The 12,586-nt window shown below is 61.1% G+C and carries 10 protein-coding genes and 1 pseudogene; 3 read left to right on the top strand and 8 right to left on the bottom strand.

Features of this window, described 5'->3' with window-relative positions:
* Window positions 1–123: 123 nt before the first annotated feature.
* A pseudogene (locus AAFN47_RS24350) lies at window positions 124–960 on the bottom strand (DDE-type integrase/transposase/recombinase); the annotation flags it as partial.
* Window positions 961–1,828: 868 nt separating this feature from the next.
* Here AAFN47_RS24350 and AAFN47_RS24355 point away from each other — a divergent pair.
* Together AAFN47_RS24355 and AAFN47_RS24360 are read left to right on the top strand one after the other, a co-directional pair.
* Complete coding sequence (locus tag AAFN47_RS24355; protein WP_499811874.1) at window positions 1,829–3,358, top strand: acyl--CoA ligase; 1,530 nt, start codon at window positions 1,829–1,831, stop codon at window positions 3,356–3,358.
* 207 nt (window positions 3,359–3,565) lie between these two features.
* Window positions 3,566–4,867, top strand: coding sequence for a Mur ligase family protein (locus tag AAFN47_RS24360; RefSeq protein ID WP_499811875.1), 1,302 nt, complete (start codon window positions 3,566–3,568; stop codon window positions 4,865–4,867).
* A gap of 18 nt (window positions 4,868–4,885) precedes the next feature.
* Here AAFN47_RS24360 and AAFN47_RS24365 read toward each other — a convergent pair whose 3' ends face one another.
* The 7 genes from AAFN47_RS24365 to AAFN47_RS24395 all read right to left on the bottom strand — a co-directional run bounded on the left by AAFN47_RS24365 (window position 4,886) and on the right by AAFN47_RS24395 (window position 11,222).
* Window positions 4,886–5,527, bottom strand: coding sequence for a glutathione S-transferase family protein (locus AAFN47_RS24365; RefSeq protein ID WP_499811876.1), 642 nt, complete (start codon window positions 5,525–5,527; stop codon window positions 4,886–4,888).
* A 13-nt stretch (window positions 5,528–5,540) separates the two neighbouring features.
* Window positions 5,541–7,343, bottom strand: coding sequence for an IlvD/Edd family dehydratase (locus AAFN47_RS24370; protein WP_499811877.1), 1,803 nt, complete (start codon window positions 7,341–7,343; stop codon window positions 5,541–5,543).
* Window positions 7,344–7,425: 82 nt separating this feature from the next.
* Window positions 7,426–8,172 (bottom strand): ABC transporter permease, encoded by a 747-nt coding sequence (locus AAFN47_RS24375; RefSeq protein ID WP_499811878.1) that lies wholly within the window; start codon window positions 8,170–8,172, stop codon window positions 7,426–7,428.
* A complete protein-coding gene (locus AAFN47_RS24380; RefSeq protein WP_499811879.1) occupies window positions 8,169–8,945 on the bottom strand; it encodes an ABC transporter ATP-binding protein in 777 nt (258 codons plus the stop codon). Before AAFN47_RS24380 ends, AAFN47_RS24375 begins: the two co-directional genes overlap by 4 nt.
* A gap of 10 nt (window positions 8,946–8,955) precedes the next feature.
* The gene (locus AAFN47_RS24385) at window positions 8,956–9,996 is read right to left on the bottom strand and encodes an ABC transporter substrate-binding protein (RefSeq protein ID WP_499811880.1); all 1,041 of its coding nucleotides are present in this window, start codon (window positions 9,994–9,996) and stop codon (window positions 8,956–8,958) included.
* 33 nt (window positions 9,997–10,029) lie between these two features.
* A complete protein-coding gene (locus tag AAFN47_RS24390; RefSeq protein ID WP_499811881.1) occupies window positions 10,030–10,464 on the bottom strand; it encodes a VOC family protein in 435 nt (144 codons plus the stop codon).
* Window positions 10,461–11,222, bottom strand: a complete 762-nt coding sequence (locus AAFN47_RS24395; protein ID WP_499811882.1) for a FadR/GntR family transcriptional regulator — start codon at window positions 11,220–11,222, stop codon at window positions 10,461–10,463. The genes AAFN47_RS24390 and AAFN47_RS24395 overlap by 4 nt, the downstream gene beginning before the upstream one ends.
* A gap of 213 nt (window positions 11,223–11,435) precedes the next feature.
* Here AAFN47_RS24395 and AAFN47_RS24400 point away from each other — a divergent pair, with 213 nt between their 5' ends.
* A complete protein-coding gene (locus AAFN47_RS24400; protein WP_499811883.1) occupies window positions 11,436–12,584 on the top strand; it encodes an NAD(P)-dependent oxidoreductase in 1,149 nt (382 codons plus the stop codon).
* Window positions 12,585–12,586 lie beyond the last annotated feature (2 nt).

The following is a 12,586-nucleotide window of genomic DNA, read 5'->3' on the forward strand; positions in this document are numbered from 1 at the left end:
TCGTGTTATCCTGTGCCATGGTGGCTTCTCCTGTCGGTGGCTGATTCTTCGCAAAACCAGCTTAAGACAGTTCAGAGGCCACCAGCCTCATTCTCAAATTTGCGAAAGATTCTGTACGTTATCCAGCGTCCGGTGCAGCCTCTCGACGAAGCCGTTGGATTGTGGCCGGCGGACCCTGGTCGTTCGATGCTCGATACCCTCAAGCTGCAGGAAGAGCTCATAGGGGTGTTTGTCGGGCCGCCCGCAGAACTCCCTTCCATTATCGCTCAGTATGGTTTTGATCTCGCTGCTGTGGGCTTCGAAGAAGGGCAGAACATCCTCGTTGAGAATGTGCACGGCAGTGACAGGCAGCTTGGAAGAGTAGAGTCTGCCCCAGGCATACCGCGAGAAGGTGTCGATGACGGTCTGCAGATAGACACGTCCCACGCCCTTGAGATGTCCGACCATGAAGGTATCCACGGCTACCAGGTCACCCGTGAAGCGGGTCTCGATGTGTCTTTCGCGGAACTCGGGCGAGAAGCGTTCCAGCAGACGAACCTGCTCATCCGTCAGCCTGATGGCCTGTTTGCCGACATGCTCTTCCAGCCGCAGAAGGCGTTCATGTCTGGTCAGCAGATTGTGGCGCTGCCAAACGCCGCGCACCCCGCCGGACGAGACCTGAACGCCCTCAAGACACAAGGACTGCGCTACCCGCAGCGGACCATGCGTGGGATAATCGAGCGCGTATTGCAGAATGGCCTTCTCGACGTCTTCGCTCACCCGGTTTGGATGCGGCCCCTTCGCGCCGGGGAGACGGTCGAGCAGCCCCTGGCTGCCATAGGTCTGATAGTTGCGGCGGATCTCGTAGAACTGCTGCCGCGAATAGCCCATGATGTGGCAGGCCTTCGAGACGTTCGACAGTTCGTGGGCGAGTTGTAGAAGCGACAGCTTGCGCCGTGCTACCTTGTCTTTCGTGGTCATGGTGTGCTCCGGTTCGATAAAATTGAGGTGCAATTCAATCTTACCGCCCAGAGGCAGCATGGCCACGCCTCGCATGGCCAATCTGTCAGGTGATTACCGTATCAACACAACAAAGATTAAAAGATTACGGTGACAGTTTACTCAATCCCAAATTCCGTTCTGGCCTCCTTCATGACACGAAGCGCGCGCATGGTCATCCAGATCTAATCAATCTCATAAATCAACCCTCCCCACGCGCCGCAGACGCGGCGCCGACTGGATTCCGGCTCAAGGCCGGAATGAGGAGTGGGGGAGGTTCTGGCTTCATAACACCCACCGTATTCGCGGCTCGTGATCGCTTCGGGCCGCACGCATCCTGATATCGTCTGCCGGCTCAAGCCCGCCGTGAGGAGTGTGAGAGGTCCTGTTGCTACAAAACCTTCCATATTGCCGGACTCACGCGTCTTCGGGCTGAACGCAACAAGAAGCCGATTGGATTCCTGTGTGTCGACTTAGTGCCATATTGGATGCGGGCGGGAGATCGCTGGATTCCAGATCGCTTGAGATGGCGAGCCGGCTCAAGGCCGGAATGAGGAGTGTGGGAGAGATTCTGACGCACAACATTTTCAGGGTTTGCGGATACGCGGGAGCGGCTGACCGGACGCATGCGGCTATCGTCGGACTCTCGTCAGATGCGGCGGAAGGCCGGCGATACCGGATTGAAAAACTATAGCCTGCAGGGGAAGCAAACCGCCCCTGGCGTCGGTGTTCGGAGACAATCCTCTCCCTGCAGCCAATTGTCGTCATTATTCGTGACCAACGACTTCCTTGTCCGGTAATGTGGCAGGCGTAATAATGACCTTTTTTCGCTATTCGGATTAATGTCAGAATGGTTCAATTGGATAATTCGTTTCTTGCCTGCGCTCTTGCATCCGATGACCGCCTGGCGCTTCTCGCGCCGGAGAGACCCGCCTGCTCCCATGAAGCGTTGCGGCGCTCCTCCAGGGCGGTCTTTGACGAACTGGCGGGGCTTGGCGTTGGTCGCGGCGACGCCGTGGCGATTGTCATGCCCAACGGTCCGGAACTCGTTGCGATCCTGCTTGCCACCATGTCCGTGGCGTCGGCCGCGCCGCTCAATCCCGCCTACACGGAATCCGAACTTCGTTTTTATCTCGAGGATCTGAACGCGAAGCTGCTGATCTGCCCGGCGGCGGGGTTTGACGCCGTGCAGTTCGTCGCTTCGTCGCTTGAAATTCCTGTGATGACGGTGGATTTCGACACCGCTTCGGCCTGCGGCGTCGTATCGATGACGGCGACGGCGCATGCGGATCCGGCGACAGAAACCGCGGCGCATAACGAAGCGGACGACGTCATTTTGCTGCTGCACACATCCGGCACGACGGCAAAGCCGAAGCTTGTCGGGCTGTCGCGCAGCAACATCGAGGCGTCGATGGCCAATATCCGGTCGACCCTCGAACTAGGGCCGGAGGACACGGGTCTCTGCGTCATGCCGCTGTTTCATATTCACGGCATCGTCGCGACGGTGCTCGCTCCGCTGAGCGCGGGCGGATCGATCGTCTGCACGCCCGGCTTCAACGCCTTGCAGTTTTTCCGCTGGGCCGACGCCTTCAGGCCAAGCTGGTATTCGGCAGTGCCCACCATGCACCAGGCGATTGCAGCGCGCGCATCGCGCAACACGGAGATCGTGGAACGCCTGCAACTGCGGTTCGTTCGCTGCTCTTCCGCCGCCATGCCGATCGTGACGCTGGAAGCGCTGGAACAGATTTTCCGCTGTCCGGTCATCGAAGCCTACGGCATGACGGAAGCCGCCCACCAGATTACCAGCAACCAGCTGCCGCCCGGCGCCCGGAAACCGGGCAGCGTTGGATGGCCTGCGACCACCCGTGTCGCCATCATGGATGAAGCGGGGCGTATTCTCGACGCCGACGAGACGGGAGAGATCGTCATTGCGGGCGAGAATATTCACGCCGGCTATATCGATGCGCCGGAAGCCAACAGAACGGCATTCGCCGATGGCTGGTTTCGAACCGGCGACCAGGGACGCCTCGACGAGGACGGCTGCCTGACGATCACCGGCCGCCTCAAGGAAATCATCAATCGCGGCGGCGAAAAGATCGCGCCCCTCGAACTCGACAACATCCTGTTGCGACATCCAGACATTGTCGAGGCGATCGCCTTTGCAGCGCCGCATGATCGACTGGGCGAGGACATCGCTGCGGCGATCGTCCGCCTGGAAAATTCGCGGCTCGGCGAAGATGAGGTGCGCGACTATCTGGCCGACAAGGTTGCCGCCTTCAAGATTCCTGGAACCATCCTGTTCGTCGATGAAATTCCGAAAGGCGCAACCGGAAAAATTCAGCGCCTGAACCTTGCGAAGCAGATGGGATTAAGCGAATAGCAGTATCGCAGCCTCAATGAGCGCCACGTTCAATTATTCCGATCGTTACTTCCGTTTGTTGCTGGTTGTTCGATAGCAACACACACTATTTATTCGGGCAGTTTCTCCAGATTCTGTTGCTATTTGCCACACCGGCCAGTAACCGAAACCTCTCTGCAAGACAAAGCGGCTTGTATACCAAGATCGAGAAGTTTCAGGATCCAGGCGATGGCTCGCAAGCTGGTGGAATCGGTAAAGAACGCTGTCGCCGGCAAAAACAGCCCCGTGCGCAAGACCGTCCGCTATGTCCGCAAGGACTGGCGCCGGACCGCAGGCAAGATCCGCAGACGCTATATCAACTATGACGCCGTTGTGGGCATTACCGGAAGCGCCGGAAAGTCGACCACGGCGCGCCTCGTCGGCGCGATCCTGCAGACGCAGGCTCCCACGCGAACGGCTTTCGGGGTAAACACCTATCTCGGCATCGTCAAGCGCTTCACCAAGGCCCGTCGCGGTGAGAAATACTGGGTTCAGGAACTGAGCGGTCATGAACGAACCGATCTTCTGAAACAGATCAGGTTTGTGAGACCAACAATCGGCATCGTGACCACCATCGGCCTGGATCACATCTCGACCCATCGCAACCAGGACGAGATCGCCGATGTGAAGGCGCAGCTCGTCGAATTGCTCGATCCGGGACACATCGCCATTCTGAATGCGGATGACGAACGGATCATCGCCATGGCGACACGAACCAAAGCCCGCGTTTTGAGCTACGGGACGTCGGAATCCGCGGATGTGCGGATGGTGTCCGCGCAAAGCGGTTTGCCGCGTCGACTGAGCCTGACGGTGAAGGCCGGCGAACAGACGATCGACATCCAGACACAGTTTCCCGGGGATCGCTGGATCACCTGCATCCTGGCGGCCATCGCCTGCGGCCACGCCATGGGCGTTCCGCTGGACGCGTGCGCCAAGGCGATCTCAGGCGTAGAGCCGGAGATATACAAGGACTCCGTTCACGAGAAGAACGGCGTGACCGTCGTCCTCGACACGTTCAAGGCTCCCAACTGGAGCATCCCCACAAGCATGGAAATCGTGAAGGCTGCGGCGTCTGCGCACAAGATCGCCGTGATCGGCACCATATCCGACTACCAGGGGACGGCGCGGACGCGGTATCGCAGGGCGGCGGAAGCCGCGCTGGACGCCGCCGACGAGGTGATATTCTACGGACCCCAGAGCGACAGGATCAGGCGCCTGTTGCCGCAGCATCCGGGTCGCCTTTTCGCCATCACCGAATTCGAGGATCTGCGCAGCCATCTTGAGAGCCGCCTCAGGCGCGGATCGATGCTTTACATCAAAGCCTCCGGCGCCGATCACCTTGAGCGCATCTGGCACGCTTTCGACAGCCCGATCTCGTGCGGACTGACCAAGTGCAAGCAGCTTTACACCTGCATTGAATGCAAACGCCTGCGCGCGAAGCGAAAGCCGGCGATGATTACGCTCGAAGCGCCGCAAGCGCGGGCGATGTAGCGGCGTTTGGGCCCTTCGTTATCTGCACGCGCTGATCTCGCCCTGGCCCTCGAGGCAGGTCTTGACCGCCGGCAGCGCGAGGACGCCGTCGTGGCAGCGTTTCACTGCGGGCGACGCCGACAGCAATGCGTCGACCGGCTGATACCAGGTGACGAGCATGGTCATGAAGATGTCGAGAATCGTGGGTTCGTCGCCGACGAAGTACGGGCCGTTCTTCGACAGGTGGTTTTCCACGAGCGCCCAGCGGTCCTTTAGATCACTGGTCGCCTGCGCGTTGACGGAGGCCTTGAGCGCCGGGTCCTGCACATAGCGCTCCGGATAGTAATACCGCTTGTAGGCTTCCTGGACGGACGTCGCGAGATACATCAGCCACCGCAGGAATTCGGGACGGTCCGGGTGACCGGGCGCGGGCGACAGGTTTGACTGCGGATGCAGGTCGGCGAGATAAAGGCAGATCGCCGCCGCCTCCGTCATGATCCTTCCGTCCGGCAAACGCAGGGCGGGCACCCTGCCCGCCGGATTGACCGCCAGATAGTCCTGCGTGCGGTGCATGCCCTTCGCAATGTCCGTTTCGACAAGCCTGTAGGGCAGTTGCAGCGTCTCCAGCACGATATGCGGGGCGAGGCAGGCCGTTCCCGAAGAATAGTAGAGTTCGTACAACGGCCTGCTATCCTCAGTGATTGTCCCGCGGCACGCCTTTGGATGCTATCTTCTGGTATTTGACGGCGGGTTTGAGAACCATGCCGTCGGAAAGCTGGTCGACGAAGGCGCGCTGCAGCTCCTGCCAGGGCGTCTGGGACTCCGGATACTTGTAGCCGCCTTCCGCCTCCAGCGCGGCGCGGCGTGCGGCGATCTCGGCGTCGTCCACGAGAATGTCCGCCTCGCCCTTTCGCAGATCGATGCGCACGCGGTCGCCGGTCTTCAGCAGCGCGAGATTGCCGCCGGCGGCGGCTTCAGGCGAGGCGTTGAGGATCGAGGGCGAACCGGAGGTGCCCGACTGGCGACCGTCGCCGATGCAGGGCAGTTCCGTTATGCCCTTCTTGATGAGATAGTCGGGCGCGCGCATGTTGACGACCTCGGCCGCGCCCGGATAGCCGATCGGCCCCGTGCCGCGAATGAAGAGCAGGCAGCGCTCGTCGATCTCCAGCGCCGGGTCGTCGATCCGGTGGTGATAGTCTTCCGGCCCGTCGAAGACGATCGCCCTTCCCTCAAACGCGTCGGGGTCCTGCGGGTCCGACAGGTAGCGCTTGCGGAAATCGTCCGAGATCACGCTGAGCTTCATGATCGCGGAATCGAAGATGTTGCCGCGCATGACCTTGAAGCCGGCCTTTTTCGTCAGGGCCGTGTCGAAGTCGCGGATGACGTCGGTATTGGCGATCTTCGCCTCGCGGCAATTGTCGCCCATGGGCTTGCCGTTTGCGGTGACGGCGCCTTCGTTGATCAGGCCGTGCTTCATGAGTTCGGCGACAACGGCGCGCACGCCGCCGGCGCGGTGAAAATCCTCGCTGAGATATTTTCCGGCCGGCTGCAGGTTGACCAGCAGCGGCACGTCGAGGCCGTGCGTCTCCCAGTCGGCGAGGTTCAGATCGACGCCGATGTGCCGGGCGATGGCGTTGATGTGGATCGGCGCATTGGTGGAGCCGCCGATCGCCGAATTGACGACGATGACGTTCTCGAAGGCCTCGCGCGTCATGATATCGGACGGCTTCAGGTCCTCATGCACCATCTCGACGATGCGCTTGCCCGTGCGGTAGGCTATCTGGCCGCGCTCCCGGTAGGGCGCGGGAATGGACGCGCAGCCCGGCAGCGACATGCCCAGCGCCTCGGCCAGCGAGTTCATGGTGGAGGCCGTGCCCATCGTGTTGCAATAACCGGCTGACGGCGCGGATTCGGCCACCATGCCGATGAACTCTTCGTCGTCGATGGTTCCCGCAGAAAGCAGCTTGCGCGCTTCCCAGACGATGGTGCCCGACCCGCAGCGGTCGCCGTTGAACCAGCCGTTGAGCATCGGCCCGCCGGACAGGACAATCGCCGGGATGTCCACGGTGGCGGCCGCCATCAGGCAGGCCGGCGTGGTCTTGTCGCAGCCGGTTGTCAGCACCACGCCGTCGATCGGGTAGCCGTAGAGGAGTTCGACGAGCCCGAGATAGGCGAGATTGCGGTCGAGCGAGGCAGTCGGTCGCTTGCCGGTCTCCTGGATCGGATGAACCGGAAACTCGATGGCGATGCCGCCGGCCTCTCGGATCCCCTCGCGCACGCGCTTGGCGAGCTCCAGATGCGGACGATTGCAGGGGGAAAGATCGGAGCCGGTCTGGGCGATGCCGATGATCGGCCTGCCGCTGCGAAGTTCTTCCGGCGTCAGCCCGAAATTGAGATAGCGCTCTAGATAAATCGCCGTCATGCCCGGATTGTCCGGGTTGTCGAACCATTCCTGGGAACGCAGCCTTGCGCCGTTTTTGCTGGGTGTATCCGCCATATCTCAATGCCTGTCGTTTGTGTGGACACCTTCCATAGCAGGCAACTTGCGTCCGGTCCATTTTCCCGGAATTCAATGGCCCCTACTCGTGCTTGAGCACCAGCTTCTCGACCCCGACAACGATAAGGAAGAGGACGATCGACAGGCAGGAGGACAGCACGATCGCGGCGTAGAGCCGGTCGGACTGATAGTTGAAGGACGCCTGGATGATCAGCGCGCCGAGCCCCTTGTCCGAACCGATCCACTCGCCGACGATGGCGCCGATGACGGCGGTCGCCGTGGCGATCCTGAGCGAGGAAAACAGCATCGGCAGGGATCTCGGCAACCGCAGGCGCCAGAAATCGTCCCAGGGCGTGGCCGACAGGATATGCAGCAGTTCGCGCTCGTTAGACGAGGCCGAATCAAGCCCGCGGATCATGTTGACGAGCGTCGGGAAGAAGCAGATGACGGCGGCGACGATGATCTTGGGCGTGAGCCCCAGCCCGAAGATGAGAATGATGATCGGCGAGAGCGCCAGCACGGGGATCGTGTTGAAGAAGAGCACCACCGGGAAATAGGCGGCCCGGATCGGCGCGCTGTAGACGAAAACGACCGCCATCAGAACCGCCGCCAGATTGCCGATCAGGAAGCCCGAGACGGCCTCGACGACCGTCGTCCACACATTGTCGGCAAGCAGCGGCCACTGGTTCGCAAGCACGCTGGCGATGCCGGTCGGCGTCGGCAGGATGTAGGGCGGGATACCGGCGATCGGCACCAGGAACTGCCATGCGAGAATAATCGAGAGCGGACCAAACACGGGAGCTATGACCGAGCGAAGAAGACCGTTCACGAGACCTGCTCCAGCGTCTTACGCAATTCCGACATGAGGTTGACGATGGCCGGATCTTCCCTCGTGCAGCGATTGTCCGGCGTCTTTTCACCCTTGAGGTCGCGCAGCGCCATGACGCGGCCGGGATTTGCGCCGAGCACCATCACCCGCTGGCCGAGATAGACCGCTTCCATGATGGAGTGGGTGACGAAAAGGATCGTCGTGCCGGTGCGCCTCCAGACCTCCAGAAGTTCGTCGTTGAGCCGGTCGCGGGTGATTTCGTCGAGCGCGCCGAACGGTTCGTCCATGAGCAGGATGCGCGGCTCGCTGAAGAGCGCCCGCGCGATCGCCACGCGCTGGCGCTGGCCGCCGGACAGCTGTTTCGGATAGCGCTTTTCAAGCCCGGCTATCCCCAGCATCTCCAGGAGATCTTTCACGCGCTTGCGGTCGCTGTCGCGCACGCCGGTGCGGCCGCGCCCCACTTGCACGGGCAGTTCAATGTTCGCTTCGACAGTTCGCCAGGGAAGAAGCGTCGACTCCTGGAAGACGAAACCCACCTGGCGCCGGCTGCGGATGACGGACGGATCTTCGCCCAGCACGCTGATATCGCCGGCAAGCGGCTCCAGCAGATCGGCGACGACCCTGAGCAATGTCGACTTTCCGCATCCGGAAGGCCCGAGAATGGTGAGGAATTCGCCGTCTGCAATCGACAGGTCGACGCCCGAAAGGACGGTCAAATCGCCTTTCGGGCTTCGATAGCCGATGTTCAGCGCCTTTGTCTGGATCGCATTCACGGAGATGCGATCAGCCGATCTTGGGACGCACGTCTGCGGTCATTTCGAGGATCTTCGTTGTATAGACGTCCTCGAGCTTCGGCCGGCCGTTCGGATACTGGCCAATCCGGTCGTAGAGGGAGAGCTGCTCCTCGAGCGAGGCCGGATCGAAGGTGGCCCAGCCGTTTTCGGCCGTCGCGGCGTCGAAGCTCAACTCGATGATCTTGTCGATGGTCTTCATTTCCCATTCGAGGCTCAGCGCCGGATAGGCTTCGACCATCTGCTTGACGGCTTCCTGCGGGTTCTCGTAAGTCCAGCCCCAGCCTTTGGCTGCAGCGCCAATATAGCCGGCCAAAACATCGGCGTTCTCCTCGATCGCGTCGTCCGTCGCGAAATAGACGTTGGCGTAGGATGGCAGACCCAGGTCGCTCGCCATCAGGTCGATGCGGTCTTCGCCGATGATGCTGAGGGCTTCCGTGTTGGTGATCCATCCTCCGATGGCGTCCACGTCGCCGCGGATAAGCGGCGCCTTGTCGAAACCGACATTGACCGCAGTCACGGTAGACGGATCGATGCCGTTCTTCACTGTGATCGCGTCGAGCAGGAAGCGCGCGGTCGGCTGGATGCCGATCTTCAAGCCCGGCAGGTCGTCGATCGAGCGCAGCGGCTTCTTCGGCAGCGAGGCGAAGGCATAGGGCCCGGTGCGAAAACCGCAGGCGAGAATCTTCACCGGCACGCCGCTGGCGCGCGCATTGAAGAGCTGCGGCGTCTCGGAAAACTGCCCGAGGGCGGCGGCGCCCGATATGACCGGAGGCACGGTCGCCGAGTTCGGCCCGCCAGGGCTGAATTCAACCTCGAAGCCGGCTTCTTCGAAAAATCCGTGCTTCAGCGCCATGACATCGCCGATCTGTCCGTTGGACATCAGCCAGTCGAATTTGACCACGATTTTGGTCTTGTCCGCAGCGCGCGCAGGCGCAACGAGGCTCATGCCCGGCCCGACGGCGAGAACGCCGAAGCCGAGACCGGCGGATTTCAGGAAATGTCTTCTGTCGATGCCGTTCTGTCTTGTCATTTTGATTCCCCTTTTACAGATAGAGTGCTGTTTTTATTGATATGTTTCGTGATATGAGTCCGGCCCGCCCTCAAGCCAGGCATAGAGTTCCCAGAGCATCCCGTCGGGATCGGTGAAGTAGGCGCAGCGCGCGTTCCATTCGTAATCTTCCGGCGGCCGCTGGAACTTCACGCCCTTGGCGGCGAGGTCCTCGTACATCGCGTCGATGTCTTCCGGCTTGTCGAGGTTCATGGCGATGCAGCCTTTCAGGGCGCCTTCCGGCGCGCGCAGCTTGCTGACCCCGGTGTGCTTGTGAATATGGTCGAGCTCCCAGGCTGCCAAGATCACGTTCTTCGCCTCGAAATCGGCGAAGCCTTCCGCCTTGCGGCGCAGTCGGAAGCCCATCACGTCCGTGTAGAAGGCGACTGAGCGCTCGACATCCTCGACGAGGACACAGACGTCCGTGATGATCTTTTTCGGCTGGCTCATGACTCAGCGTTCCCTTTTCCGGTTTTGTCCTGTTCGTTCCTGATGATGATCCCGATCCGGCGTCCGGCTTCGGTGATATGATGCACCATAGCGACGCGGGCGGCCTCGGGATCGCCGGCGACCAGCGCATCAAGGATGACAACATGCTCCCCGACATTGACCTCAACGAGTTGCTCGATCTGATTTGCGTAGCGCGCCATGTGGATCGAACGCCGGATCTGGTCGCAGATGAAGCACACGAAGGTGTGGATGTAGGAGTTGCCCGTGGCTTTCGCGATTGTCCGGTGAAAGAGGAGATCGGCCTCGATGCTGCCCTCGGACCATTTCTCGTCGCCGCGCATGTCTTCCAACGCCGCCGAAATTTCGGCAAGGTCCTCGTCAGTGCGGCGCATGGCGGCGAGTCGCGCGGCCTCGCCCTCAAGCAGCGCCCTCAGTTCAAACAGGCCTTCCATGCCCTCGATATTCTCAAGATCCGTCGGGTCAAGCCGGATGGCGAGCCTTTCCTCCGGCTCCATCACGAAAGCCCCGGCCCCCTGACGCGCCCGCACCAGGCCATCGGCCCGCAACTGCGAGATCGCCTCACGCACCACGTTGCGGCTGATGCCGAGAGATTCCGCAATCTGGTGTTCCGTCGGCAGGCGGTCGCCGGGTTTCAGGCGCCCGGAACTGATTTCCTGGCTCAGAATGCTGGCCACGCGGCTTGGAAGCGGCTGCGTCGGCGAAAGCTTTTGCGATAATTGCCGGAAATCATCCGTCACGTGCGCATTCCCCTGGCATTGCCGTGTCGACAGCCGGTTTGGCGCCGACTGCCGATCGCGTTCAGTGCGGATTCGTTAACACAAGCAAATTTGTCCTACAACCCTATAATCGGATGTTTGAACAATAGGATCTGTTGTCCGGCTTGCGAATGCGTTTGACGGAACCACCTGAAATTCCAATAGTCGCGACCGTTCATCCAGGAGTTTGATCGAATGGAATTGCAGTCCCCTCCCCATGACGATTCGGGCCTTGGTCTCGAATGGATCAGGCATACTCATCCAGTTTCAGAGCACTTTGCCCGCGCCATCCGCCTGGATGACCTGACCGGGAAATCCGTATCGTGCTGGATGCATCTGTTGCCCGACACGATCCTCTCGCTCATGCCGCTCGTCGAAGCAGGCGCGAGGGTGCGCATCGGCGCCTGCAATCCCGACAGCACCGACCAACGGGTCGTTGACTATCTGACCGCACGCGGCGTCGAGGTCTATCCCGGAGGCTCGCCTTCGTCCGCCGAGTATCAGGACACACTGAAGCGATTTGTATCCGGGCCGACCGACGCAATATGCGATATGGGCGGCGAATTGATCGAGGCGGCGACACTGGCGGGTACGACCGTTTCCGGCGCGCTGGAGGCTACGACCACCGGTCTCCATCGTCTCGCAGAGATCATGCCGCCCTTCCCCGTATTCAACTGGAACGACATCCGCATCAAGGACGCGCTGCACAATCGCTATCACGTCGGCGATTCAACATGGCCGGCCTTCAGTGCGATGACCGGAATGACGTTGTTCGGCCGGAGCGTGCTCGTCATCGGTTTCGGTCCCGTCGGGCGCGGCGTCGCCGAGAGGGCAAGGCAGATGGGCGCCGTCGTCCGTGTCTGCGATCTCGATCCGGTGCGCAGTCTGGAGGCGCAGCATTTCGGCTGCGAGGCGGTTGGGCTTGAAGAAGGCCTGTCCCGGTCCTCCATTGTCGTGACCTCGACCGGTCGGGACGGCGTGCTCGGCACGGACATGCTGTCGAAAGTTCGGGACGGCGCGATCCTCTTCAACGTCGGTCACAGCAACCGCGAAATCGACGTCGACTGGCTCGATCGCCATCCGAAAGATCAGATGATCGACCACATCGAACGCTATGACGTCGCCGGTCGGCGGTTCTATTTGCTCAACCGTGGAAGCATGATCAATCTGGCCGCGACCGGCGGACTGGGCAGTTCCGACACGTTCGATCCGTTCGCCGCCATCATGTTGCGGGGCTTGCACTGGATACTGACGGGCGGCGCCGACGACAACCCGGCCGGCGTTCAGGACTATCCCGCCGAACTGGAAGATGAAATCGCCGTGCAGACGATGCGCAATCGTTGACC

The sequence above is a fragment of the Hoeflea sp. CAU 1731 genome (genome assembly GCF_039888615.1).
Lineage (GTDB): Bacteria > Pseudomonadota > Alphaproteobacteria > Rhizobiales > Rhizobiaceae > Flavimaribacter.